This is a genomic window from Klebsiella sp. B345, from assembly GCF_051131735.1.
Taxonomy (GTDB): Bacteria; Pseudomonadota; Gammaproteobacteria; order Enterobacterales; family Enterobacteriaceae; genus Klebsiella.
Window position 1 is genome coordinate 2,326,861 of the sequence record NZ_CP180443.1, and the last position, 24,421, is coordinate 2,351,281.

Annotated in this window: 23 protein-coding genes, 1 other RNA gene and 1 pseudogene; 15 read left to right on the top strand and 10 right to left on the bottom strand. The window is 53.9% G+C overall.

The window, feature by feature from the left end; translation table 11 throughout:
• Window positions 1–48: 48 nt before the first annotated feature.
• Both ACMYSO_RS10885 and ACMYSO_RS10890 read left to right on the top strand, forming a co-directional pair.
• Window positions 49–1,035, top strand: coding sequence for a glutathione S-transferase family protein (locus tag ACMYSO_RS10885; protein WP_434670507.1), 987 nt, complete (start codon window positions 49–51; stop codon window positions 1,033–1,035).
• A gap of 128 nt (window positions 1,036–1,163) precedes the next feature.
• Complete coding sequence (locus ACMYSO_RS10890; protein ID WP_123756372.1) at window positions 1,164–1,532, top strand: DUF805 domain-containing protein; 369 nt, start codon at window positions 1,164–1,166, stop codon at window positions 1,530–1,532.
• Between the two features lie 38 nt (window positions 1,533–1,570).
• Here the strand turns inward: ACMYSO_RS10890 and ACMYSO_RS10895 are convergent, their stop codons facing one another.
• A complete protein-coding gene (locus ACMYSO_RS10895; protein WP_434670508.1) occupies window positions 1,571–2,467 on the bottom strand; it encodes a LysR family transcriptional regulator in 897 nt (298 codons plus the stop codon).
• 104 nt (window positions 2,468–2,571) lie between these two features.
• Between ACMYSO_RS10895 and ACMYSO_RS10900 the strand changes: the two genes are divergently transcribed.
• Together ACMYSO_RS10900 and ACMYSO_RS10905 are read left to right on the top strand one after the other, a co-directional pair.
• Window positions 2,572–3,273 carry a pirin family protein gene (locus ACMYSO_RS10900; protein ID WP_123756370.1) on the top strand — a complete coding sequence of 234 codons (702 nt, stop codon included), beginning with the start codon at window positions 2,572–2,574 and terminating at the stop codon, window positions 3,271–3,273.
• 18 nt (window positions 3,274–3,291) lie between these two features.
• A complete protein-coding gene (locus ACMYSO_RS10905) occupies window positions 3,292–3,465 on the top strand; it encodes a hypothetical protein (protein ID WP_434587109.1) in 174 nt (57 codons plus the stop codon).
• Window positions 3,466–3,509: 44 nt separating this feature from the next.
• On the opposite strand, the pseudogene mscS reads toward ACMYSO_RS10905, so the two are convergent.
• The 6 genes and pseudogenes from mscS to garP form a co-directional block, all read right to left on the bottom strand.
• A pseudogene (gene mscS / locus ACMYSO_RS10910) lies at window positions 3,510–4,382 on the bottom strand (small-conductance mechanosensitive channel MscS).
• Between the two features lie 471 nt (window positions 4,383–4,853).
• Window positions 4,854–5,232, bottom strand: an RNA gene (rnpB, locus tag ACMYSO_RS10915) — RNase P RNA component class A.
• Between the two features lie 32 nt (window positions 5,233–5,264).
• Window positions 5,265–6,410 (bottom strand): glycerate 2-kinase, encoded by a 1,146-nt coding sequence (gene garK, locus ACMYSO_RS10920; protein WP_434670509.1) that lies wholly within the window; start codon window positions 6,408–6,410, stop codon window positions 5,265–5,267.
• Between the two features lie 65 nt (window positions 6,411–6,475).
• Window positions 6,476–7,366: a 2-hydroxy-3-oxopropionate reductase gene (gene garR / locus ACMYSO_RS10925; protein WP_123756367.1), complete on the bottom strand. Its 891-nt coding sequence runs from the start codon at window positions 7,364–7,366 to the stop codon at window positions 6,476–6,478.
• Between the two features lie 28 nt (window positions 7,367–7,394).
• Entirely contained in the window at window positions 7,395–8,165 is a 771-nt protein-coding gene (gene garL / locus ACMYSO_RS10930; RefSeq protein WP_434582956.1) for a 2-dehydro-3-deoxyglucarate aldolase, read from the bottom strand.
• Between the two features lie 28 nt (window positions 8,166–8,193).
• Window positions 8,194–9,528, bottom strand: a complete 1,335-nt coding sequence (gene garP / locus ACMYSO_RS10935) for a galactarate/glucarate/glycerate transporter GarP (RefSeq protein WP_123756365.1) — start codon at window positions 9,526–9,528, stop codon at window positions 8,194–8,196.
• A 394-nt stretch (window positions 9,529–9,922) separates the two neighbouring features.
• On the opposite strand from garP, the gene garD reads away from it, so the two are divergent.
• Complete coding sequence (garD, locus tag ACMYSO_RS10940; protein ID WP_434670511.1) at window positions 9,923–11,494, top strand: galactarate dehydratase; 1,572 nt, start codon at window positions 9,923–9,925, stop codon at window positions 11,492–11,494.
• Window positions 11,495–11,546: 52 nt separating this feature from the next.
• On the opposite strand, the gene ACMYSO_RS10945 is transcribed toward garD, so the two are convergent.
• Both ACMYSO_RS10945 and ACMYSO_RS10950 read right to left on the bottom strand, forming a co-directional pair.
• A complete protein-coding gene (locus tag ACMYSO_RS10945; RefSeq protein ID WP_434670512.1) occupies window positions 11,547–12,494 on the bottom strand; it encodes a sugar kinase in 948 nt (315 codons plus the stop codon).
• 10 nt (window positions 12,495–12,504) lie between these two features.
• Window positions 12,505–13,335 carry a DeoR/GlpR family DNA-binding transcription regulator gene (locus tag ACMYSO_RS10950; RefSeq protein ID WP_434670513.1) on the bottom strand — a complete coding sequence of 277 codons (831 nt, stop codon included), beginning with the start codon at window positions 13,333–13,335 and terminating at the stop codon, window positions 12,505–12,507.
• A 315-nt stretch (window positions 13,336–13,650) separates the two neighbouring features.
• Between ACMYSO_RS10950 and ACMYSO_RS10955 the strand changes: the two genes are divergently transcribed.
• The 10 genes from ACMYSO_RS10955 (at window position 13,651) to ACMYSO_RS11000 (ending at window position 23,288) form a co-directional block, all read left to right on the top strand.
• Window positions 13,651–14,505 (top strand): tagatose bisphosphate family class II aldolase, encoded by an 855-nt coding sequence (locus tag ACMYSO_RS10955; RefSeq protein ID WP_123756361.1) that lies wholly within the window; start codon window positions 13,651–13,653, stop codon window positions 14,503–14,505.
• Between the two features lie 24 nt (window positions 14,506–14,529).
• Window positions 14,530–15,444: a 1-phosphofructokinase gene (gene pfkB, locus ACMYSO_RS10960; protein WP_434670514.1), complete on the top strand. Its 915-nt coding sequence runs from the start codon at window positions 14,530–14,532 to the stop codon at window positions 15,442–15,444.
• Between the two features lie 10 nt (window positions 15,445–15,454).
• The gene (locus ACMYSO_RS10965) at window positions 15,455–16,867 is read left to right on the top strand and encodes a PTS fructose transporter subunit IIC (protein WP_434670515.1); all 1,413 of its coding nucleotides are present in this window, start codon (window positions 15,455–15,457) and stop codon (window positions 16,865–16,867) included.
• 10 nt (window positions 16,868–16,877) lie between these two features.
• Window positions 16,878–17,693: an HPr family phosphocarrier protein gene (locus ACMYSO_RS10970; RefSeq protein ID WP_434670516.1), complete on the top strand. Its 816-nt coding sequence runs from the start codon at window positions 16,878–16,880 to the stop codon at window positions 17,691–17,693.
• Window positions 17,694–17,870: 177 nt separating this feature from the next.
• Complete coding sequence (gatZ, locus tag ACMYSO_RS10975) at window positions 17,871–19,142, top strand: tagatose-bisphosphate aldolase subunit GatZ (protein WP_434670518.1); 1,272 nt, start codon at window positions 17,871–17,873, stop codon at window positions 19,140–19,142.
• Between the two features lie 14 nt (window positions 19,143–19,156).
• Window positions 19,157–19,624 (top strand): PTS galactitol transporter subunit IIA, encoded by a 468-nt coding sequence (gene gatA, locus ACMYSO_RS10980; RefSeq protein ID WP_434670519.1) that lies wholly within the window; start codon window positions 19,157–19,159, stop codon window positions 19,622–19,624.
• A gap of 26 nt (window positions 19,625–19,650) precedes the next feature.
• Window positions 19,651–19,935, top strand: a complete 285-nt coding sequence (gatB, locus tag ACMYSO_RS10985) for a PTS galactitol transporter subunit IIB (RefSeq protein ID WP_112213604.1) — start codon at window positions 19,651–19,653, stop codon at window positions 19,933–19,935.
• A 5-nt stretch (window positions 19,936–19,940) separates the two neighbouring features.
• Window positions 19,941–21,314: a galactitol-specific PTS transporter subunit IIC gene (locus ACMYSO_RS10990; protein WP_434670520.1), complete on the top strand. Its 1,374-nt coding sequence runs from the start codon at window positions 19,941–19,943 to the stop codon at window positions 21,312–21,314.
• 46 nt (window positions 21,315–21,360) lie between these two features.
• Entirely contained in the window at window positions 21,361–22,404 is a 1,044-nt protein-coding gene (gatD, locus tag ACMYSO_RS10995; protein WP_434670521.1) for a galactitol-1-phosphate 5-dehydrogenase, read from the top strand.
• Between the two features lie 110 nt (window positions 22,405–22,514).
• Window positions 22,515–23,288: a DeoR/GlpR family DNA-binding transcription regulator gene (locus ACMYSO_RS11000; protein ID WP_434670522.1), complete on the top strand. Its 774-nt coding sequence runs from the start codon at window positions 22,515–22,517 to the stop codon at window positions 23,286–23,288.
• Between the two features lie 234 nt (window positions 23,289–23,522).
• Here the strand turns inward: ACMYSO_RS11000 and rsmI are convergent, their stop codons facing one another.
• Window positions 23,523–24,386 (bottom strand): 16S rRNA (cytidine(1402)-2'-O)-methyltransferase, encoded by an 864-nt coding sequence (gene rsmI, locus ACMYSO_RS11005; RefSeq protein WP_434670523.1) that lies wholly within the window; start codon window positions 24,384–24,386, stop codon window positions 23,523–23,525.
• Window positions 24,387–24,421 lie beyond the last annotated feature (35 nt).

Below are 24,421 nucleotides of genomic sequence, written 5' to 3' on the forward strand. Positions count from 1 at the left end.
AGGAGACATCTCCTCGCTTTTGCTATCTGAAGTCTGAAGGAGGAGAGAATGGGACAATTAATCGATGGTGTCTGGCAGGATACCTGGTATGACACCGCATCCACCGGCGGACGTTTCAAGCGCTCGGTGTCGGCATTTCGCAACTGGCTGACCGCCGATGGCGCACCAGGACTCTCCGGCAGCGGCGGCTTTGCTGCAGAAAAAGACCGCTATCATCTGTACGTTTCCCTTGCCTGTCCGTGGGCGCACCGCACGCTGATCATGCGTAAGCTCAAAGGACTGGATCCGTTTATTTCCGTCTCGGTGGTTCACCCCTTGATGCTGGAAAACGGCTGGACCTTCGCTCACGATTTCCCCGACGCGACCGGCGATTCACTGTATCAACACGACTTTCTCTATCAGCTCTATCTGCACGCCGATCCGCACTATACCGGGCGCGTGACGGTGCCGGTATTGTGGGATAAAAAGCAGAACACCATCGTCAGCAACGAATCTGCGGATATCATCCGTATGTTCAATGGCGCTTTCGACGCGCTGGGGGCCACAGCCGGCGATTACTACCCGCCAGCCCTGCGTGAAACTATCGATGAGCTGAACGGTTGGATCTACGACAACGTCAATAATGGGGTCTACAAAGCCGGATTTGCCACCAGCCAGCAGGCGTACGATGAGGCAGTAACGGCGGTATTTGTATCACTCGATCGCCTGGAAAAGATCCTTGGCGAGCACCGCTACCTGACCGGCAACCAGCTCACGGAAGCCGATATTCGTCTGTGGACCACCCTCGTGCGTTTCGATCCAGTCTACGTAACCCACTTTAAGTGCGATAAACATCGCATCAGCGATTACCCCAATCTGTATGGTTTCCTGCGCGATATCTACCAGATGCCGGGCATCGCAGAGACGGTGAATTTTGCCCATATCCGCAACCACTACTATCGCAGCCATAAAACGATCAACCCCACCGGAATTATCTCCGTCGGCCCGCAGCAGGATCTCAGCGAACCCCACGGCCGGGATCGTCTCTTCGGCTAAGCATTCAGGCGCCCGCAGCGGCGCCTGATATTTCATCTGGTGAATATATTTACCCGCCTTCCATTCACGGCTATTCTTATTTCGATCGCTTAAAAAACAAGTGATTGACCGATAATCGAGGCGTAGAAATGGACTGGTATTTAAAAGTACTGAAAAACTATATTGGATTTGGTGGCCGCGCTCGGCGCAAAGAGTACTGGATGTTTATTCTGGTCAACATCATTCTGACCGTTGTGCTGGGCATCATCGATAAGATGTTAGGCTGGCAGCGCGCGGGTGGGGAAGGCATCCTGACGACGATTTATGGCGTGCTGGTCTTTCTGCCGTGGTGGGCGGTGCAGTTTCGCCGTTTGCACGACACCGATCGCTCAGCGTGGTGGCTATTGTTGATGCTGATTCCGGTCATTGGCTGGCTGGTGATCCTGGTGTTCAACTGCCAAAACGGCACGCCAGGAGCTAACCGTTTCGGGCCGGAACCCAAAACCTCATCCTTATAATGACTGCGCTCCTTCTGCGGCAGGAGCGCACCGTCAATTTACTTCCTGGCAAACAGCTTCGGGATCTCCCGCAGACACCATGATTTCGCTTCGCCCATGCTATCGCGGCGCCACGCCATGATAATGTCGATCTCATTGGTATATTCCGGGCTGACCACCCGTAAACGCCCTTCAGCAATGTCCTGCTCAACCAACGGATAGGGCATCGTCGCCACGCCTAAACCGGCCAACAGCGCCTGCCGCTTATCTTCAATGGTACTGACCGTCAGACGCGGCTGCTTATCGAGTAACTGCACCGTCAGGACCGGACGTTCACGGGCGGTATCCGCCACTGCGACGCCACGATACTTAACCCGAGTGACTTCAGAAAGCGGTTCAGGCTCATGGTGGATCGGGTGATCCGGCGCGGCAACGTAGACGTTCATCACCGAATAGAGCTTGCGGGAGTTAATCTCCGATGAGGAGCGAAAATGCATATCCGGCGCGACGACAATATCCGCCCGTCCCTGCTCCAGACGCTCCCATGCACCGGCCAGCACTTCGGTAATGACCGACAGCTGAGTATTGGATTTGGTCGCCAGCTTTTCAATCAGCGGGAAGAAATCCTGCGTCGGGACCAGCGCTTCAGTCACGATGGTCAGATGCGTTTCCCAGCCGCGAGAGAGAGCTTCGGCATCGGTAGTGAGCTTATCCGCCGCTTCCAGCAGCACGCGACCGCGCTCCAGCAACATGCGGCCAACATTAGTGAATTTTGTCCGATGACCTGAGCGGTCAAACAGCACCACATCCAGTTCCTCTTCCAGCTTTTGCATCGTGTAGCTAAGGGCTGAGGGCACCCGACCGAGCTCGTCAGCCGCAGCAGCGAAGCTCCCGCGTCTGTCGATAGCGTCCATTACACGTAACGCTTCCAGCGTTAATGCTCTCTCTTTAGCCATAGCACTCTCATTCAGGAAATTTGAACATACCAGGCAGAATATCTGGCTAACAATACAGCGTCCATACCTTTACCATTGATTTAGTGTAAAGAGAGGTCAAGAAAATGATTACTACCCGAACAGCCAAACAATGTGGACAAGCAGATTTCGGCTGGCTGCAGGCCCGCTACACCTTTTCCTTTGGACACTACTTTGACCCTAAACTGTTAGGATACGCCTCCCTGCGCGTGCTCAACCAGGAAGTTCTGGCCCCCGGCGCGTCGTTTCAGCCGCGGACCTACCCGAAAGTCGATATTCTGAACCTGATTCTGGAAGGGGAAGCGGAATATCGCGACAGTGACGGCAACCATGTGCAGGCAAAGGCCGGTGAAGCGCTGCTGATATCGACTCAGCCAGGAATCAGTTACAGCGAGCATAACCTGAGTAAAGAAGGGTCCCTGACCCGGATGCAGCTCTGGTTGGATGCGTGCCCGCAGCGGGAAAACCCGCTGATACAAAAGCTGGCCATCGCCGATGCCCCATACCAGTTGCTCGCGTCCCCGGACGGCGCGCAGAATAGTTTGCAGCTACGTCAGCAGGTCTGGATCCATCAGCTCGATCTCGCTGCCGGCGAACATATTAATGTACAACTGCACGGGCCACGAGCCTATCTGCAATCGATTCATGGCACGGTACATGCCGTTGCCCGTGAAGAAGAGAAGCAGGCACTGACCTGCGGCGACGGCGCATTTATTCGTGACGAAGCTAACATTACCCTTGTTGCCGATACGCCTTTGCGCGCTTTACTGATAGATTTACCAGTGTAATTACAGGAGTGATGGAGTCTGTCAGTGAGTAAGCATAAGAAGAAAGCAGCAAAAGCCGTACCGTCGTCTCAACCTCTGCAGCAAGACGCACCGAAGGTCGCCAGTTTTGGCTATGACGAGATGCTCAGTGAACTGGAAGCTATCGTTGCAGAAGCCGCCACGCGGCTTCAGGATGAAGAAAACGCCGCCTGATACACTAGTTTCGGCCCCAGAAGGGGCCGATTGTGTCGCCAGGTCTAGCCGTGAGGCTGGATCAGGGGACTTCCCGCCGGGCCCATCAAACGCACGTCCATGCGTGGCCCTGGCAACAGGATCTGGTGCTCATCTAACGAGTCTTTAATATTTTCCAGTAAATCGAAATAGGTCTCCCAGTATTCACTGTTTTTCACCCACACGCGCACGGTGAAATTCAGCGTTGATGGTCCAAGCTCAATCAGTCGTACCGTGGTGCCGCGAGATTTATCGATTCGCCGCTCATTATCAATAATATCCTGAATAACCGCTTTCACTTCACTGATACGGCTTTGATAAGCCACGCCTAATAGCAGATCGATACGCCGCCACGGGTGACGTGAATAGTTGACGATACTGTCGGCAATAATTTTCCCATTGGGAATCACCACTTCTTTGTTATCTACCGTCAACAAGGTTGTCGAGAAGACATGCACCGTTTGTACGACCCCGGAGACGGCGCCTACTTCAACAAAATTACCGGCACGGAAAGGACGCAGCGTCACCAGCAGCACGCCGGCGGCAAAGTTTGAGAGTGAACCCTGCAGCGCCAGGCCAATCGCTAAGCCAGCGGCACCAATGACGGCGATGATCGATGAGGTTTCAATCCCGACCCGCCCCAGAGCAGCAACGATCGCAAATGCCATAGTGATATAACGCACAATTGCCGCAAAGAAATGCACTACCGTGGCGTCGACATTTCGTCGCAGCAGAATTTTCTCAATGGCCCTGGATATTAGCTTAGATATTATCTTGCCGACAAACAGCAGTATTATTGCCGCAGCAATATTTCAGCCGAATTGAAAAATAGTATCACCATGACCTTTCAACCATTCAATGGCAAATTTCACTTGTGGAAATAAAACAAAATTTTTCATATCATCCACGCTCCTGCCTGGCGGCAAAGAATAAAAATACTATCCATTAACCTGTAATACGGCAGAATTCATTCCAGAAATCATTGCGCACAACGGATAGAACAGACCAACACTTATTTTGACAGTATCGCTGAGAGTGCAGTTAAACACAGCCCAAAAAACGTTTAAATTTATACATTGGCTGGTGCGGGTGAATATTTGGGAATAAAAGATAAAGCTGCAGGAACATTTTTCTTAACGGCTGAGCGTACACGTTAAAGCAAAAACACACCGATACCAGCGGTTACTCCAAGGCTATTAAAGCAAAAACCCCGCCGAAGCGGGGTTTTCTTTGAATGGTGAAGCTGATCGTTAAGCCGCTTTCTTGTGGGTATCGCGTCGTGGGCAGTCATTCATCTGCTTTTATCCACCTGACATTGTTTACCTGACATCAGAAAGCAAAAACCCCGCCAAGGCGGGGTTTTCTTTGAATGGTGAAGCTGACCGTTAAGCCGGGTTCTGTCGTGGACAGTCATTCATCTAGGCCAGCAATCGCTCACTGGCTCAAGCAGCCTACCCGGGTTCAGTACGGGCCGTACCTTATGAACCCCTATTTGGCCTTGCTCCGGGTGGAGTTTACCGTGCCGCGAACTGTTACCAGACGCGCGGTGCGCTCTTACCGCACCCTTTCACCCTTACCTGATCCCACTTGCGTGGGCCATCGGCGGTTTGCTCTCTGTTGCACTAGTCGTGGGCTTGCGCCCCCCAGGCGTTACCTGGCACCCTGCCCTATGGAGCCCGGACTTTCCTCCCCTCCGCCTGTCTCCTCCGAAGAGGACGACGACGAAGCGGCGACTGTCTGGTCAGCTTCGGCGCGCAGTATAGAGGGTTTGCACCCGGTTGTCATCCCTCCGTCGCCATCCCCACCTGCAATGTCGCCGCAATATTCCGCGACGCATGGTAAATATTGTCCGACGCACCACGAAATGCCTCTTCCAGCGTCGTAATACCGGTCAGCACACTGAACACTGCATCAATACCATGCTGGTGAACGATGCCCACATCGCTGGTCAGGCTGCCAGCAATACCAATCACCGGCTTATGGTATTTTTTCGCGACGCTCGCCACGCCAACCGGAACCTTGCCGTTAATACTCTGACTATCCAACCGGCCTTCACCGGTCACCACCAGTGAGCAATCGAGGATATGCTCTTCGAGATTCAACGCCTGGGTCACTATTTCGATCCCACTGCGTAACTCGGCATGCAGGAACGCCATCAACGCCGCCCCCATCCCGCCAGCGGCCCCCGCACCAGCCACCTGCTTCACATCTACCTGCAGGTCGGCCTGAATGATCTGCGCGTAATGCGCCAGATTATCGTCCAGTTCGCGGATCATCGCTTCGGTAGCCCCTTTCTGCGGCCCAAATATCCGCGACGCACCGCTGTCGCCAATCAGTGGGTTAGTCACATCGCAGGCCACGCGGATCGCGCAATCTCGCAGACGGGCATCAAGGCCGGAAACGTCGATCGAATTGAGATAGCACAGGCTGCCGCCGCCGTGGCCAATTTCGGCACCTGCGGCATCGCAAAGACGCGCGCCCAGCGCCTGTACCATCCCCGCGCCACCGTCATTGGTCGCGCTGCCGCCAATGCCAATAATGATATTTTTCGCCCCGTGATCCAGCGCCTGCAAAATCAGCTCGCCGGTACCTCGCGACGTCGTCAATAATGGATTGCGCTGTGCCGGTGGCACCAGCGCCAGGCCACTGGCCGCCGCCATTTCAATAAACGCCGTGTTACCGTCGCCGGAAAGCCCCCAGCAGGCATCAACAGGAACCCCTAATGGCCCCGTCACACAGGCGCTCATCTCGGTTCCCTGGGTCGCGGCGATCATCGCTTCAACGGTCCCCTCGCCGCCGTCGGCAAGAGGAACCTTCACGTACTGCGCATCGGGGAAAATTTCCCGAAAACCTTTTTCAATAGCCTGTGCAACCTCAGTCGCCGAGAGGCTTTCTTTATAAGAGTCTGGGGCGATTACGATTTTCATAGTTATGTAGCCTGACAGTGCCGCGCAAGGCAAGAATTACAGGGCGCGCGCCCGCGCCCTTCTTGTTAGCGAGTGACTTCCACTTTCGCCAGTTTTTCGTAGTAGCACGCAAGCGCACTATGGTCGGCAGTACCCAGACCGTCGGCACGCAGTGCCTGCATCATCTCCATCACTGCGGCGGTCAGCGGCAGCTGTGCGCCCACGCCATGGGAGGTATCCAGCGCATTGGCCAGATCTTTGATATGCAGATCGATACGGAAGCCCGGTTTGAAGTTGCGATCCATCACCATCGGGGCTTTGGCATCCAGCACGGTACTGCCGGCCAGACCGCCACGAATGGCCTGATACACCAGATCCGGGTTAACGCCGGCTTTCGTCGCCAGAGTCAGTGCTTCAGACATCGCGGCAATGTTCAGCGCCACAATCACCTGGTTGGCCAGTTTGGTCACGTTGCCCGCGCCAATATCGCCGGTATGCACCACGGAGCCCGCCATGGCTTTCAGCAGGTCGTAGTACTTGTCAAAAATCGCTTTATCACCACCCACCATCACTGACAAGGTGCCGTCAATGGCCTTCGGTTCACCGCCGCTGACCGGCGCGTCCAGCATATCCACACCTTTGGCTTTCAGGGCGTCGCTGATTTCGCGGCTTGCCAACGGAGCGATTGAGCTCATGTCGATCAGCACCGTTCCCGGCTTCGCACCTTCGATAATACCGCCTTCACCCAGCGCCACTTCTTTGACGTGCGGTGAGTTCGGCAGCATGGTGATGATCACGTCACACTGCTCAGCAATCGCCTTCGCCGAGGTGGCGGTTTCCGCGCCAGCGGCAATCACATCAGCAATCGCTTCCATATTACGGTCGGTAACCACCAACGAGTAACCCGCCTTCAGGAGGTTTTTACTCATTGGTTTACCCATGATGCCCAGGCCAATAAAACCAACTTTCATTGTCATAACGTTTTCTCTCTCGTATCGATGGTGATTATTTTTTAAAGGAATCAGCTAATTTCTGCGTCGCTGAGCGGAATACGCCAAGGTCGCTGCCAACGGCCACAAATGTCGCGCCCCACTCCAGATAACGGCGTGCATCTGCTTCTACTGGAGCCAGAATGCCGCTGGGTTTACCGTGCTTTTTCGCGCTGGCAAAGATGTGCTGGATCGCTTTCTGCACTTCCGGATGCGACGCGTTGCCCAGATGACCTAACGCAGCAGCCAGATCGCTTGGACCGACAAAAATGCCGTCGACGCCTTCGGTGGCGGCAATCGCATCCACGTTATCCACCCCTTGCTGGCTCTCGATTTGCACCAGGATGGTGATGTTTTTGTTCGATTGCGCGAAGTAATCCGGCACGGTGCCAAACATATTGGCGCGGTGCGACACGGACACGCCGCGGATGCCTTCCGGCGGATAGCGGGTGGAAGCCACCGCATTGACCGCCTCTTCTTTGCTCTCAACGAACGGGATCAGGAAGTTATAAAAGCCGATATCCAGCAGGCGTTTAATATTGACCGGCTCGTTGGTCGGTACGCGCACCACTGGCGCGCTGGTGCTGCCTTTCAGCGCCATCAGCTGAGGGATAAAGGTTGAGATGTCGTTCGGCGCATGTTCGCCGTCCAGCACCAACCAGTCGAAACCGGCCAGACCTAAAACTTCGGTGCTAATCGGGCTGGTCAGCGCTGACCAGCAGCCAATCTGAATCTGATGTGCTGCCAGAGCAGCCTTAAATTTGTTCGGGAAGATATCGTTGTTCATCGCTTATACCTTGTCACTTAACCGTTAATTATTTCTGCAGTTCCATACGCTTGATGTCGCCGACAATAAACAGATAGCAAACCATCGCCATCAGAGCAGAGCAGCCGACGAAGACCAGCGCAGCGTTGAATGAGTGCAGCTCGCTCACCAGGTACCCGATAACCAGCGGGGTCACAATGGAGGCAACGTTGCCGAAGACGTTGAAGACCCCGCCGCACAGACCGACGATCTCTTTCGGCGCGGTATCTGAAATCACCGGCCAGCCGAGTGCGCCAAACCCTTTACCAAAGAACGCCAGCGCCATCAGCGTCACAACCAGCGCCGTGTTGTCGGTGTAGTTACACAGAATAATGGTTGAGGCCAGCAGCATGCCGAGAACAATCGGCAATTTACGCGCCACGGTGAGAGAAAAACCGCGTTTAATCAAAGCGTCAGAGAACACGCCGCCCAGTACACCACCGGCAAAACCACACAGCGCCGGGATTGAGGCCACCAGACCCACTTTCAGAATCGACATCCCTTTTTCCTGCACCAGGTAAATCGGGAACCAGGTGAGGAAGAACCAGGTGATGGTGTTGATAAAATATTGGCCGAAGAACACGCCCAGCATCATGCGGTTGCTCAACAGCTGCTTGATATAGTGAAGTTTAGGACCGCTGGCCGCCGCGCTGCCCGGCTTTTTATGGTCCATATCGACCACTGCGCCGTTATCGGAGATGAACTTCAGCTCTTCTTTGCTCATACGCGGGTGGTCAGTCGGGTTATGGATCAGTTTGACCCACAGACCGGTCAGTACGAAGCCGATAGCGCCCATCACGGTAAAGACATGCTCCCAGCCCCAGGCAAAGGTCAGCCAGCCCAGCAGCGGTGAGAACAGCGCGAGGGAAAAGTACTGCGCGGAGTTAAAGATAGCCGAAGCGGTGCCGCGTTCTTTGGTCGGGAACCAGGCCGCTACGATACGGGCGTTTGCCGGGAAGGAAGGCGCTTCCGAGAAGCCCAGCATAAAACGCATGATAAACATGGAGATACCCGCCCAGGCCAGCGGGAACATATCCACAAAGCCCTGCAGGAAGGTGAACAGTGACCAGAAGAACAGGCTGTAGGTGTAGACTTTCTTCGAGCCGAATTTATCCAGCAGCCAGCCGCCGGGGATCTGCATCAGCAGGTAGGCCCAGCCGAAAGCGGAGAAAATATAGCCCATTGATACGGCGCTGAGCTGCAGCTCTTTTGCCACTTCCGTGCCGGCAATAGATAATGTTGCACGGTCGGCATAGTTAACGGCGGTAACAATAAATATAATAAGTAGAATTAAATACCGGGTTGGTATACCTTTTCTTTGTTCTATCGTTGCATCCAGACTCATTTAATATTCCTCAGGTACAGCACACCTACCATTATTTATTTTTGGTGTGATTTTTAATTATTCAGAAATCGATATTAAACTTCCTCGATTTACTCATCCGGTGCATTGCAAGCATGATTCAGTATAATCAGCCGGCGCTCATTGAACACTGTGCATATAACCCATAAACAACGACAAAAACCAGTTATTACTGTGCAAACGCAATAACAAATGGGCGCTGATGCACAGTTCCGGCGTTTTCCCTTACTGTCGCGTTGGCTCTCGCCACAATGAGTGATTTAGATCACATTTTAAATCATGAACACCTGACATTCTTTATTTAACAAATCACAGTGGCACCCTTTGAATAACCTATTTATTTAATTATTCGCACCTTGCTGGAGAATACTGGACAATGGCTGACATTGAAATTAGACAAGAATCGCCGACGGCGTTTTATATAAAAGTACACGATACCGATAATGTGGCGATTATTGTTAACGATCGAGGTTTAACGGCCGGAACGCGTTTCCCTGATGGGCTGACGTTGATCGAGCATATCCCGCAAGGCCACAAAGTGGCGCTGGTCGATATTCCTGCCCACGGCGAAATCATCCGCTACGGCGAGGTGATTGGTTACGCCGTACGCGATATCGTGCGCGGCAGCTGGATTGACGAGTCCATGGTTGAGCTCCCGAGCGCGCCGCCATTAAACACGCTGCCACTGGCGACAAAAGTGCCGGAGCCTCTCCCGCCGCTTACCGGCTACACCTTTGAGGGCTACCGCAATGCGGATGGCAGCGTCGGCACCAAGAACCTGCTAGGGATCACCACCAGCGTTCACTGCGTGGCTGGGGTTGTGGATTATGTCGTGAAAATTATTGAACGTGACCTGCTGCCAAAATATCCGAATGTCGACGGTGTGGTTGGCCTTAACCATCTGTATGGCTGCGGCGTTGCGATCAATGCCCCCGCCGCGGTGATCCCTATCCGCACCATCCATAATATTTCGCTGAACCCAAACTTTGGTGGCGAAGTCATGGTCGTGGGCCTCGGCTGTGAAAAACTTCAGCCAGAACGCCTGTTGCAGGGAACCGAAGATGTTCAGCCGATTGCCGTCGACAGCGCCAGCATCGTGCGTTTACAGGATGAACATCACGTCGGTTTTGAATCGATGGTGGAAGATATCCTGCAGGTCGCCGAGCGTCATCTGGCGAAACTGAACGCCCGCCAGCGCGAAACCTGCCCGGCCTCTGAACTGGTGGTCGGTATGCAGTGTGGCGGCAGCGATGCCTTCTCCGGCGTGACCGCCAACCCGGCCGTAGGCTATGCCTCCGACCTGTTGGTTCGCTGCGGCGCAACCGTCATGTTCTCTGAGGTCACCGAGGTTCGCGACGCCATTCATCTGCTGACGCCGCGGGCGATCAACGAAGAGGTTGGTAAGCGTCTGCTCGAAGAGATGGCCTGGTACGATAACTACCTCGACCAGGGGAAAACCGACCGCAGCGCCAACCCATCTCCGGGCAATAAAAAAGGTGGTCTGGCAAACGTGGTGGAAAAAGCGCTGGGCTCTATCGCCAAATCGGGCAAAAGCGCGATTGCCGAGGTGTTGTCTCCGGGCCAGCGCCCGACGAAACGCGGCCTGATCTTCGCCGCCACCCCGGCCAGCGATTTTGTCTGCGGCACCCAGCAGGTGGCCTCAGGAATTACCGTGCAGGTGTTTACCACCGGGCGCGGCACGCCATACGGTCTGGTGGCGGTGCCGGTCATCAAGATGGCAACGCGCACCGAGCTGGCAAACCGCTGGTATGACTTAATGGACATCAACGCCGGGACCATCGCCACTGGCGAAGAGACCATCGAAGATGTCGGCCTGAAGCTGTTTGAGTTTATTCTTGATGTGGCGAGCGGTCGCAAGAAGACCTTCTCTGACCGCTGGGGCCTGCATAATCAGTTGGCAGTGTTTAACCCGGCGCCGGTGACCTGATCGGCGAAAAAAGTCTGACCCGCTCGAAGCATGTCGAGCGGGATCTCCCATCTTATTGATGGTCGTTAAGAAAGGCCTCTATCTGCAACTTTGTCGAAGTCCCTTCCATTGGCCCACGTTGGGCAATCGCCAGAGAACCGCTGGCGTTGGCCCATCTCAGCGCCTCCTGCGGCGATACGCCTGACAGGAACAGGCTGACAAAAGTCGCACCAAAGCAGTCGCCCGCCCCCGTTGGATCCACTACCGGAACATTAAAACCGGCAACATGATGCGTTTCCTCAGCGCTGAAATAGCTTGCGCCACGCGGGCCGCGTTTAATGACCACATGCTTTACACCGCGCTTTTGCAGTTTATCCACCAGCACCTGTTCATCCCGGCCTGGATTGAGACCAAAGTAATCCAGTTCGCCGTCGCTTGGCAGAAAGATATCCGTATAATCAAGAATATATTCAAAGGCCTGCAACATTTCAGGGATGTTGAGCATCTCTTTGCGGATATTCGGATCGAACGACACCGTCCCGTTTCGCGCTTTGATATTTTCTATCGCTTTGCGTATCGCATCGATCATGCGAAACGAAAACAGTGATGAGCCCATAATGTGAAAATGGTTGCACTGGTTAAGCAGGTGGTCATCAATATGGTCGGCCGTTAACAGGCCGCAGGCGCTGTTCGGCATATTAAAAATAAAATCGCGCTGCGCCTGGCTCCGATAGCTGACGAAAGCGCTACCGGTCGTTGCTTTTTGCAGTATAGCGATACCGTTGACGTTGACGCCATCAGCATCCAGCCGCGCAATATTCATTTCACCAAATGCATCATTACCCACGCAGCTAAAAAGAACTGAACCAAAACCCAGCCTGGCCACCTGGTCGGCAAAAATTGCCGGCGCACCGCTGGGATATGGCCCCCAAAACTCTCCCGGGCGAGAAAACCCCTGGTTCTCTTCTTTCGCCAGAAACTCCACCAGCAGTTCGCCGATGGTGCAAATGGTCACGTTCATTACCACTCCTTCACTTTGCCTTTTGCAAAGCAGGGTTGAGCCATGTCAGGCACTCATTATTGGTATAGCTGTTAGTCAATCCGGCCGCGAGAAGACGGGAATGATATTCCGCCGCCACTACCTGTGGCGTCACGATGCCGCTCATCTGCCGCAATTCACCAATCGCGTATCGCTTGTCGCCATAGACCGGACGGTTCGCCACCACCGCAATAACCCGCTCACTTTGAGTCACCGCTTCACTCAGCAGACGGGCGCTGGCCTCTTGTCTGACGCTTAAGGTGCCATCGTCGGCAATATGGTCGACGGCAATCAACGCGCGTGAAGGGCGATAATGGCCCAACGCACTCAACGCCAGTTCGCCTTCAACTATTTTGCCGGTATTCCCCAGCACACCGCCAAGCAGCACGGTTTCACCATTAAGAAACTCCTGTGCCAGTGGCACATGCGCCAGATCGTTTAATAGCAAACAGAGTTCGTCATAGCCTGCAAGGAAGGGGATCACTTTGCGTAAGATCGATCCCTGCCCCAGAAAAAGCGTCTCGCTATTTTCGATTTGCGCGGCAATCTGGCGAGCCATTTCAGTTTCCAGCGCCTTATCGGTTACCACTGAGGTTTCCGGAGTCCGGGCGACCGGAGCCCCTGCCTGAGAAGTGTATATAGCACCGCCAAAAGAACGTTTCAGGTAGCCCTGCTGTTCAAGGTAATTCAGGTCGTTACGAATCGTCACCCCGGAGACAGCCAGCATTTCAGCCAGATCGTCGACCTTAATCTCTCCGTTTTTGCGCACGATCTCCGCGATGTCTAAACGCCTTTTCAGCAGGCTGGTTGACGGTTTTGCCACAGTGTTGCGCCTTCTTAATGATCTCCCGGAATAACTTTCATTTTTAAATTTCCCCATCACATTGTCAAACGCCACGCTGCCACAAGGCACTGCCTTTAAAATTAAAACCATTAAATTCAACTAATTAAAAACAACAAGTCTGTTTAAGATACTTTTAAAAAAGAAAACAAACAAGATCGAATAACTTTCATTTTTAAACAGACATGATTGTTGTGTGCAGTTGATCACAACAATTCGCCGAGACGATCGCTACATTACTTTCAAAACGAAGGTTAAATACATAAGTTAACTTACAATATGAAAATAGAGGTATAAATGTACATCATCTCCACGAAAAATATGCTGTCGAAAGCCCAACGCCTCGGCTACGCCGTGCCAGCCTTTAACATTCACAACCTTGAGACGATGCAGGTTGTGGTTGAAACTGCTGCGGAACTACGTTCCCCTCTGATCCTTGCCGGTACCCCAGGAACCTACAGCTATGCGGGAACCGGTAACGTTGTGGCGATCGCTCGCGATCTGGCAAAACTCTGGGATCTACCGTTGGCGGTGCATCTCGATCACCATGAAGATCTCGGCGATATCACTCGTAAAGTGCAGGCCGGGATCCGCTCCGTCATGATCGATGGTTCACACTCTCCTTTTGAAGAAAACGTGGCGTTGGTCAAGAGCGTGGTCGAACTAAGCCACCGCTATGATGCAAGCGTAGAAGCCGAGCTCGGCCGTCTGGGCGGTGTGGAAGACGATCTGGTTGTTGATGCCAAAGATGCGCTGTATACCAACCCGGAGCAGGCTCGCGAATTTGTAGCACGTACCGGCATCGACTCGCTGGCAGTGGCTATCGGTACCGCACACGGTCTGTACGCTGCGGAACCAAAACTCGATTTTGAGCGCCTTGCCGCCATACGCGATTGTGTTGACGTGCCGCTGGTATTACATGGCGCATCAGGCCTTCCGGATAGCGATATCCGCCGGGCAATCTCGCTGGGCGTCTGTAAAGTCAATGTCGCCACAGAACTGAAAATCGCCTTTTCTGATGCGCTAAAACAGTACTTCGCGGAAAACCCTGGCGCCAACGATCCCCGCCATTACATGAAGCCGGCTAAAGCGGCGATGAAAGATGTTGTGCGCAAAGTCATTCACGTTTGCGGCTGCGAAGGGCAACTGTAACTTTCGGATCAAAGGAGCAATGTCGTGATCCATACCCTGACTCTCAATACAGCGATCGATATGAATATCTTTTGCGATCCGTTGCAGCCTTCTGTGGTTAATCGAACCCAGCGCACGGAATATTGCCCAAACGGCAAAGGGGTCAACGTCTCTCTGATATTAAATCATTATCAGCAACCCACCCATGTTATGGGAATTTTCGGTGGCTTTACGGGTCGTTATATTGTTGAAGAGCTACGTCAGAAGAAAATTAAAGTGACGCCGGCATGGGTCTCAGAACCTACCAGAATTAATATTTTTATTAACGATGGAGTGGAAGAATATAAGCTTGTTAACCCCGGAGCGAAAATAGATGATGACTGCAAGCAGCAGATTATTTATCACCTGCAATGCATCGCGCCTGGAGATTATTTAGTGATCAGCGGTAGTTTACCGCCAGGAATGGAAAGCCGGTTTTATGGCGAAATAATCGAACTCTGCCAGCAGAAAGGGTGTGAAGTTATTCTCGATATCAGCCATCCGATCCTGCGCCAGCTCCTGGAATTACAGCCGTTACTGATCAAACCCAATGATGATGAATTGAGGGAAATCTTTGACCTGGAAGTCAGTAACCCTAAGCAGGTAGAGGCGGCGATGCAAGCGCTTCACCAGCTGGGCGCCCGCAACGTTCTGCTGACGATGGGGGCTGAAGGGCTCTATTTCTCTAACGGTAAAGGGGTGTGGTTCTGTTCCGCACCGAAAATTGAACTGGTGAGCTCGGCCTGTGCCGGTGATGCCGCGCTGGGTGCTTTTCTCAGTCGCTGGCTTAACAAAGAAGATGTCGCTCATGCGCTGGCATTAGCCAGCGCGACCGGGGCTGATGTTGCCGCATCCGCTGGATTAGGAACGTTACAACGCACAGAAGAATTATTACAGCAAATTCAGGTCGTCCAATTATAAAGGTCCGATTATGAAAAAAATTATAGCAGTTACCGGCTGCCCTACAGGTATTGCCCATACGTTTATGGCTGAAGAAGCCTTAAAAACCGCAGCAAAGAAATTAAATATCGATATTAAAGTTGAAACCAATGGGGCTTCTGGCGTTGAAAACGCCATTACTCCAGAAGATCTCAAAAATATTTACGGCGTGATTATCGCCGCAGATAAAGATGTTAATGTTGAGCGCTTTAATGGTCTTCCGGTAATTGAAGTACCGGTAAAAGAGGCCATTCATCATCCGGCCGATTTAATTAATAAAGTGATCAACGGTCAGGCGACGCTTCGTCAGGGTATATCGTCTTCTCAGGAGTCGACGGAGAAATACGAGCAAGAATCTTTCGGTCGCCAGGTCTATAAGCACCTGATGAGCGGCGTGTCTAACATGCTGCCGTTTGTCGTCGCCGGAGGGATTTTGATTGCCATCTCCTTCTTATGGGGCATCTACTCCGCCGACCCAAATTCACCACAATACAATGTTATCGCCGCTACCTTGATGAAAGTAGGTCAGCAGGCCTTCTCCATCATGGTACCGATATTCACGGCCTATATTGCCTGGTCTATCTCCGGGCGCCCCGGGATGGTAGCCGGCTTCGTTGGCGGACTGCTGGCCAACGCGACTGGAGCTGGCTTTCTCGGCGGGATTATCGCCGGCTTCGCCGCCGGCTACTTTATGTTGCTCATCCGCAATATGCTCAACGGTCTGCCGCGTCAGTATGAGGGCCTGAAGTCTATCTTCATTATGCCGCTCGTTGGCGTGCTGGTGATTGGCGTAATGATGGTACTGCTGGGGCAACCGGTCGCCGCCATCAACAATGCCATGATGAGCTGGTTGAGCTCATTGCAGGAAGCGAACCCGATTCTGTTGGGTATCGTGGTCGGCGCGATGTGCTCCTTTGACTTCGGTGGCCCGGTGAATAAAGCCGCCTATGTCACCGGCACCCTGCTGCTTGGCCAAGGTAACTACTTCTTCATGGCTGGCGTTTCCGCTGCTTGTATCACGCCACCGCTGGTGATTGCCCTTGCTACCACCTTTTTCCCGAAAGGATTCAGTGAAGAAGAGCGTGCCGCCGGGATGGTCAACTACATCCTCGGCTGTACCCATATCACTGAAGGCGCCATTCCCTTCGCAGCCAAAGACCCTTTACGCGTCATTCCTATGATGATGATTGCTTCATCCATTTCAGCAGTGCTGAGCTATAGCTTGCATATCCAGGTTCCTGCGCCGCACGGTGGCTTCCTGATCCTGCCGCTGGTGAGCAAACCGCTGATGTGGGTGCTGTGTATTCTTGCCGGTTCCGCCTGCGGGGCAGTCATGCTGGGTTGCTGGAGACTATGGCAAAAACGAACCCAGGAAGCGACGGCCCTTGCCGGAGCCATTAAATAAGGAACATGTTATGCAACTGACTTCCGCAGATATCTATTTCGACCATGAGGTCAAAACGAAAGATGAGGCGCTGCAGCACGTCGTCAGGCGTTTAACCGAAGCCGGGCATACCACGCCCGCCTATCTGAACGGTATGCGCGAGCGCGAAGGACAAATCAGCACCTATCTCGGTAACGGTATTGCCATTCCCCACGGTACGCCGCAGAGCCGCGATGCGGTATCGAAAACCGGCGTGAAGGTGCTGGCCTGCCCGCAGGGGGTGGACTGGGGAGAGGAGCAGACGGCCTATCTGATTGTCGGCATCGCCGCCCAGGATAATGAACACCTCGATATTCTGCGCCAGCTCACGCACTCCCTGAGTGACGATCGCGTACCTGGCGCGCTATCGCGCGCCGAGAGTCCACAGGCGGTGCTGGACATTCTGGCGGGTCATATTTTTCCCGCTGAAGGGGAGGAAATCGTGCCGCCCCCGGAGTTTGACGAAGAGGCGACGTTTACCCTACGCAACCCCCACGGGTTGCACGCCAGACCAAGCGCCGTGCTGGTCAAAGCGGTTAAACAGTGGCAATCACAAATTCGGGTGGAAAATCTCGACACGCGTTCCGCGATTGTCGATGCCAAAAACCTGATGCGGGTGGTCTCTCTCGGCGCAAAACAGGGACATCGTCTGCACTTTATGGCCAGCGGAGAAGATGCCCACCAGGCGCTGGATGCCATTAGTGATGCCTTTAATGCCGGATTGGGTGAAATCGCCGCTCAACCCCGGCAAACCGTTCAGCCAGTTGAAAAGCCCAAACGAAGCTGGATTTCACGAATATTTAGTTGAATTTCAATCAATTAACAACGCTCTGTCGTCGTCGCCAGAGCGTTTTTTTTATCCGTAACTTTCGCAATATTACGTTTTATCTTTCTTTTTTTCGGGTTAGATCACAAATCAAAACAAAGGAGTTTGCGACACAAACAAAACATAACGAATATATTCGAAAGGAAACGGAGGATTAAAATGAAAGAAATTATTTCCCGCCACAAAGCAGGCGAACACATCGGCATCTGTTCAGTTTGTTCCGCACATCCGCTGGTTATTGAAGCGGCGTTACGTTTCGATCTGCATACCAACAACAAGGTGCTGATCGAAGCGACATCTAACCAGGTTAACCAGTTTGGCGGCTACACCGGTATGCAGCCTGCAGACTTTCGTGATTTTGTGAATAACATCGCCCAACATGTCGGTTTTCCGTCAGAGCGTATCATTCTCGGCGGCGATCACCTTGGTCCAAACTGCTGGCAAGGCGAACCTGCTGCCGATGCGATGGAGAAATCGGTCGATCTGATAAAAGCCTATGTCGCCGCCGGCTTCAGCAAAATCCATCTTGATGCCTCGATGTCCTGTGCCGATGACCCGGTGCCGCTGGACCCTGCCGTCGTCGCCGAACGTGCGGCCCGTCTGTGCCAGGCCGCAGAAGAGACGGCAAGCGATGAACTGAAACGCCATCTGACCTATGTAATCGGCACCGAGGTCCCGGTACCGGGCGGTGAAGCCAGCACAATTGGCAGCGTCCACGTGACCCGTGCACAGGATGCGGCAGCCACGCTGGAAACTCATGAAGGGGCATTCCGTAAGCTGGGCCTGGAAGCGGCTCTGGAGCGGGTTATTGCAATTGTGGTGCAGCCTGGCGTCGAGTTCGATCATACGCAAATCATCCATTATCAGCCGGAAGCCGCCAAAGACCTGTCCGCGTGGATTGAACGCACGCCGATGGTCTACGAAGCGCACTCCACGGACTATCAGTCGCGTCAGGCCTATCGTGCGCTGGTCCGCGATCACTACGCCATCCTGAAAGTCGGACCGGCGTTGACCTTCGCCTTACGCGAAGCCATTTTCGCCCTCGCCCAAATGGAGAATGAACTGGTCGCTCCGGAGTCCCGCAGCCGGGTGATGGAAGTGATTGACGAAGTGATGCTTAACGAACCGGGTTACTGGAAGAAGTACTACCGCCCGACCTGGAGCCAGGCCATGGTGGATATCCACTTCAGCCTGTCCGATCGCATTCGTTACTACTGGCCGCACCCGCGAATCCGTCAAAGCGTTGAGAAATTAATTGCAAACCTGACCGAGACTACACTGCCGCTGGGCCTTATCAGCCAGTATATGCCGGTACAGTTCGAACGACTGTCGTTAAACCAACTTGCCGCCGCGCCGCACGACCTCATCCTCGACAAGATTCAGGATGTGCTGCGTGCTTACCGTTACGGCTGTTCATCTGAAACCGCCTGAAGCAAAGAGGATTTATGAGTCAATTATTTGTGCGTACCGGCATTCATTTCAGCTCCAGCCAACAGGCGCTGGAACACATCGGCAAAGAGATGCTGGCACGCGGCGTGGTGCACGATAGCTACCCGCTGGCGCTGCTCGAGCGAGAAGCAACCTTCCCCACGGGCATCGCGCTGGAGCAGCATGCGGTGGCGATTCCTCACTGCGAGGCGGTGCATGCAAAGTCTCCGGCTATCTATTTGATCCGACCAGATAGCCCGGTTCCCTTCCAGCGTGCAGATGACGACGGTGACATCGACGTTTCGCTGATTATCGCGCTGATTGTTGAAAATCCGACCGCACAGCTCCAACTGCTGCGCCGGTTATTTAGTGAGCTACAAAACCCGACCACGCTTGAAGCATTACTGGCGGCCCCGGAAGCACAGCTGCCAGCGCTGTTTCAGCACGCGATCCTTGAGTCAGAACCCAGCGTTCAGGCTTTATAAAATACTGATAATAAAAGGGGTACCCTATGAAACGTAAAGTCATCGTAGCCTGTGGTGGCGCCGTTGCCACCTCCACCATGGCCGCAGAAGAGATCAAAGACCTGTGCGCAGACCACAACATCGAGTTGGACCTGGTGCAGTGTCGCGTGAATGAAATCGAAACCTATATGGACGGCGCCCACCTCATCTGTACCACCGCCCGGGTCGACAGAACCTTTGGCGACATTCCGGTAGTGCACGGCATGCCTTTCATTTCCGGGGTAGGTATTGAAGAGCTGCAGCAAAAAATCCTGAACATCCTTGCGGAGTAACGTCCATGTTTAGCGAAATCATGCGCTATATCCTCGATCTTGGTCCGACGGTCATGCTGCCGATCGTGATCATTATCTTCTCCAAACTGCTGGGGATGAAGCTCGGGGATTGCTTTAAATCAGGCCTGCACATCGGGATTGGCTTCGTCGGTATCGGTCTGGTCATCGGTCTGATGCTCGACTCTATCGGCCCCGCCGCGAAAGCAATGGCTGAACATTTCCAGATTAACCTGCACGTAATTGATATTGGCTGGCCAGGGTCGTCACCGATGACCTGGGCGTCGCAAATCGCGCTGGTGGCGATTCCTATCGCTATCGCGGTCAATATCATCATGCTGGTCACCCGAATGACCCGCGTCGTGAACGTCGATATCTGGAATATCTGGCATATGACCTTTACCGGCGCGATGCTGCATATCGCCACCGGTTCTTACTGGATTGGTATTCTCGGCGTCGTGGTACACGCGGCTTTCGTTTACAAACTCGGCGACTGGTTTGCGAAAGATACCCGCGACTTTTTCGGCCTCGACGGCATTGCCATTCCACACGGCAGTTCGGCGTATTTAGGGCCAATCGCGGTGCTGGTCGATACGATTATCGAAAAAATCCCCGGCCTGAATCGCATTCACTTCAGCGCTGACGACATCCAGAAACGCTTCGGTCCGTTCGGCGAGCCAGTCACCGTCGGCTTCGTGATGGGTCTGGTCATTGGTGCGCTGGCAGGCTACGACCTGAAGGGCATTCTGCAACTGGCGGTCAAAACCGGTGCCGTGATGCTGCTGATGCCGCGGGTGATCAAACCGATCATGGATGGTCTGAACCCGATAGCCAAACAGGCGCGTAAACGTCTGCAGGCGAAATTCGGTGGACAGGATTTCCTGATTGGCCTCGACCCGGCGCTGCTGCTTGGTCACACCTCGGTAGTCTCCGCCAGCCTGATCTTCATTCCGCTGAGCATCCTTATTGCGGTCGTGGTACCGGGCAACCAGGTACTGCCGTTCGGTGACCTGGCCACCATCGGTTTCTTCGTGGCCATGGCGGTTGCAGTGCATCAGGGTAACCTGTTCCGTACGCTGATTTCCGGGATCATCCTGATGGGAATTACGCTTTGGATTGCAACACAGACCATCGGCCTGCATACCCAACTGGCAGCTAATGCTGGCGCTTTGAAAGCGGGTGGCCTGGTGGCCTCCATGGACCAGGGCGGTTCGCCGATTACCTGGCTGCTCATCCAGCTTTTCACCTGGCAAAATGTGGTCGGCTTTGCCGTCATCGGCGTCATTTATATTGCCGGCGTATTGCTGACGTGGCGTCGGGCGCGCAACTTTGCAGCTGCGGAGAAAGCAACCGTAGCGCAACAAAACCCCACCGTTTCTTAATCTCAAGGGGGAGCACTCGCTCCCCCGGACATTTCTGGAGAATATTATGCAATCAGTGGTCATCCATGCTGAGGGGACCGTGCGCGTTGAAGAGCGCCCAATCCCGACGCTACAGACGGAAAACGATGTGCTGGTAAAAGTCGTCAGCTCCGGATTGTGCGGTTCTGATATCCCGCGCATCTTTGCCAAAGGTGCACACTACTATCCCATTACGCTGGGCCACGAGTTCAGCGGTTATGTTGAATCGTACGGTTCTGCGGTAACCGATCTGCAGCCGGGCGATGCTGTAGCCTGTGTGCCACTGCTCCCCTGCTTTGATTGCCCGCAGTGTCAGCGCAACTATTTCTCGTTGTGCAAGCAGTACCAGTTTGTCGGCTCGCGCAGCGAAGGCGGAAATGCTCAGTACGTGGTGGTTAAACGTGCCAACCTGTTCCGTCTGCCGGACCAGATGCCGATTGACGACGGCGCATTTATCGAGCCGATTACGGTGGGCCTTCACGCCTTTCACCTGGCACAGGGCTGCGAAGGAAAAAACGTCATTATTATTGGCGCAGGCACCATTGGCTTGCTGGCAATGCAGTGCGCCCGTGAACTGGGAGCCAAAAGCATCACCGCCATCGACATCAACCCGCAGAAGCTGGAACTGGCCAAAACCCTCGGCGCCACCCGTGTCTTTAACAGCAGGGAGATGAGCGGCAAAGAGATTCAGACGGCACTGGAAGAAATTCAGTTCGACCAGCTGGTACTTGAAACCGCCGGAACGCCACAAACGGTCGCGCTGGGGATTGAGGTTGCCGGACCGCGCGCGCAGCTGGCGCTGGTGGGTACGCTACACCACGACTTAACCCTGCCTTCCGCAACTTTCGGATACATCCTGCGTAAAGAGCTCAGTATCATCGGCAGCTGGATGAACTACTCCGGACCGTGGCCGGGTGAAGAGTGGCAAACGGCGGCGCGCCTGCTGACCGAAAAGCGCATTCAGCTCACCCCGCTGATTGCCCACATCGGCGATGCCGAAAGCTTTGCTCGCGAAGTCCAGGCGCTCAATGGCGCACCGATGCAGGGGAAAATTCTGCTTAAGCTCTCGTGACCGCCAGAGCCAGCAATCAGAGCTGGCTCACATAACCTTTCGAAAATTATCGTTCACCTTTCGTTACCCTTCGATTACACTAAGTTCAGTTAATTATCAGGCAAATTAATATGAACTCATTTGAGCGAAGGAACAAAATCGTCGAAATGGTCAACGCGCAGGGTAGCGTATTGGTGCTGGACCTTTCGAACCTTTTTGGCATCTCCGAAGTCACGATTCGGGCCGACCTCCGGTTGCTGGAAGAAAAAGGGTTACTCACCCGTTTTCACGGCGGTGCCGCCAGAACGGGCAGTAATTTGACCGAGGGAGATAGCCTGGAGGTCATACTCGAAGATCGTTATTTGCTGGCCAGCGATCCTAAGAAGCGGATTGCCCAGGCCGCCGCGGCGATGATTAGCGAGGGCATGACGGTTATCCTCGATAGCGGCAGTACAACCCTGCTGATTGCCGAAGCGCTGGTGCGCATGACCAATATCACGGTGATCACCAACAGTCTGCCCGCGGCCTTCACTCTGTCGGAAAATAAAGATATCACCCTGGTGGTGTGCGGCGGCACCGTGCGCCACAAAACGCACTCCATGCATGGCACCATCGCCGAGCGTTCGCTTCAGGGCATCAGCGCCGATCTGATGTTTGTCGGCGCCGACGGTATCGACACCACCAACGGCATCACCACCTTTAATGAAGGCTACTCCATCAGCAGCGTCATGGCCGCCGCGGCGCATAAAGTGGTTGCCGTGTTAGACGCCAGCAAATTTAACCGTCGCGGGTTCAACCAGGTTCTGCCGATGGAGAAAATCCACTGCGTGATTACCGATAGCGGGATAACTGAAGAGTATCGTCATGCATTGCAAAGTACGGCGATTGAGTTGCACGTCGTATAGCAATAAGGCGTCGGCCAGGGTGAGCAGGCTAGAGAATTTGCCAGGCTCTCCCTTTCTTTGCCCCCGTGCGCTGTAATCGCCCCTTCTACTGTAATGTCTTCAGATACCGTTCAACGGTTCTGGCGGAAACATTGATATCCTGAGCCATCACCTTTTCTTCCGACAGCGTAGCTGAGTGCCCCATTCCACCATTTTTTCATATGCCAACATGGCATTCCTGACTTCCTGATACGGTTACTCCCCCTGCTGCTCCAGGGCATATTTATACAGCGCGTTTTTCTTCACGCCATGAATTTCGGCGGCCAGAGCGGCGGCTTTCTTCAACGGCAGTTCCGCCTGCAGCAGCGCCAGGGTACGCAGCGCATCGGCGGGAAGCGCTTCTTCCTGCACTTTAAACCCTTCGACGATCAGCACCATTTCGCCTTTACGACGGTTTTCATCCTCTTTCACCCACGCCAGCAGCTCGCCAATCGGTGCGCCGTGGATCGATTCCCAGGTTTTGGTCAGCTCGCGCGCCAGTACCACATAGCGGGATTCGCCCAGTACCGTACAGATATCTTCCAGGCTTTCCAGCAGGCGGTGCGTTGATTCATAAAAGATAATGGTGCGCGGCTCTTCTTCCAGCGCCTTCAACGTATCGCGACGGCCTTTTGATTTGGCGGGCAGGAAGCCTTCGTAGCAAAAACGATCCGAGGGCAAGCCTGCTGCGCTCAGCGCCGCGATTGCCGCACACGGCCCCGGTAGCGGAACTACGCGAATATTCGCCTCACGGCAGGTGCGTACCAGGTGATAGCCCGGATCGTTGATCAGCGGCGTCCCGGCGTCCGAAACCAACGCAATGTTCTGTCCGTCTTTCAATTTCGCCAGAAGTGTTTCAGCTTTTTGCTGCTCATTATGGTCGTGCAACGCAAATAAACGGGCGTTAATCGCAAAATGCTGGAGCAACAAACCGGTATGACGGGTGTCTTCTGCCGCAATTAAATCAACAGCTTGCAACACTTCCAGGGCACGTTGCGTGATATCAGACAGATTTCCTATCGGAGTGGGCACAATATAGAGCTGTCCCTGAGAATTATCTGCTGATTCGTGTTGTTTCATTGTCTCGTCCGTATTGCCGAATTAATATTGAGCAT

Excerpts from the sequence above, each read along its gene's own strand:
- gatD (WP_434670521.1), top strand. The coding sequence starts at position 21,361 with ATGCAATCAGTGGTCATCCATGCTGAGGGGACCGTGCGCGTTGAAGAG.
- gatB (WP_112213604.1), top strand. The coding sequence starts at position 19,651 with ATGAAACGTAAAGTCATCGTAGCCTGTGGTGGCGCCGTTGCCACCTCC.
- garK (WP_434670509.1), bottom strand. The coding sequence starts at position 6,410 with ATGAAAATCGTAATCGCCCCAGACTCTTATAAAGAAAGCCTCTCGGCG.
- garP (WP_123756365.1), bottom strand. The coding sequence starts at position 9,528 with ATGAGTCTGGATGCAACGATAGAACAAAGAAAAGGTATACCAACCCGG.
- ACMYSO_RS10900 (WP_123756370.1), top strand. The coding sequence starts at position 2,572 with ATGATTACTACCCGAACAGCCAAACAATGTGGACAAGCAGATTTCGGC.
- ACMYSO_RS10970 (WP_434670516.1), top strand. The coding sequence starts at position 16,878 with ATGCAACTGACTTCCGCAGATATCTATTTCGACCATGAGGTCAAAACG.
- ACMYSO_RS11000 (WP_434670522.1), top strand. The coding sequence starts at position 22,515 with ATGAACTCATTTGAGCGAAGGAACAAAATCGTCGAAATGGTCAACGCG.
- ACMYSO_RS10955 (WP_123756361.1), top strand. The coding sequence starts at position 13,651 with ATGTACATCATCTCCACGAAAAATATGCTGTCGAAAGCCCAACGCCTC.
- ACMYSO_RS10965 (WP_434670515.1), top strand. The coding sequence starts at position 15,455 with ATGAAAAAAATTATAGCAGTTACCGGCTGCCCTACAGGTATTGCCCAT.
- ACMYSO_RS10990 (WP_434670520.1), top strand. The coding sequence starts at position 19,941 with ATGTTTAGCGAAATCATGCGCTATATCCTCGATCTTGGTCCGACGGTC.
- ACMYSO_RS10945 (WP_434670512.1), bottom strand. The coding sequence starts at position 12,494 with ATGAACGTGACCATTTGCACCATCGGCGAACTGCTGGTGGAGTTTCTG.
- ACMYSO_RS10885 (WP_434670507.1), top strand. The coding sequence starts at position 49 with ATGGGACAATTAATCGATGGTGTCTGGCAGGATACCTGGTATGACACC.
- ACMYSO_RS10890 (WP_123756372.1), top strand. The coding sequence starts at position 1,164 with ATGGACTGGTATTTAAAAGTACTGAAAAACTATATTGGATTTGGTGGC.
- garL (WP_434582956.1), bottom strand. The coding sequence starts at position 8,165 with ATGAACAACGATATCTTCCCGAACAAATTTAAGGCTGCTCTGGCAGCA.
- gatA (WP_434670519.1), top strand. The coding sequence starts at position 19,157 with ATGAGTCAATTATTTGTGCGTACCGGCATTCATTTCAGCTCCAGCCAA.
- garR (WP_123756367.1), bottom strand. The coding sequence starts at position 7,366 with ATGACAATGAAAGTTGGTTTTATTGGCCTGGGCATCATGGGTAAACCA.
- gatZ (WP_434670518.1), top strand. The coding sequence starts at position 17,871 with ATGAAAGAAATTATTTCCCGCCACAAAGCAGGCGAACACATCGGCATC.
- garD (WP_434670511.1), top strand. The coding sequence starts at position 9,923 with ATGGCTGACATTGAAATTAGACAAGAATCGCCGACGGCGTTTTATATA.
- ACMYSO_RS10895 (WP_434670508.1), bottom strand. The coding sequence starts at position 2,467 with ATGGCTAAAGAGAGAGCATTAACGCTGGAAGCGTTACGTGTAATGGAC.
- rsmI (WP_434670523.1), bottom strand. The coding sequence starts at position 24,386 with ATGAAACAACACGAATCAGCAGATAATTCTCAGGGACAGCTCTATATT.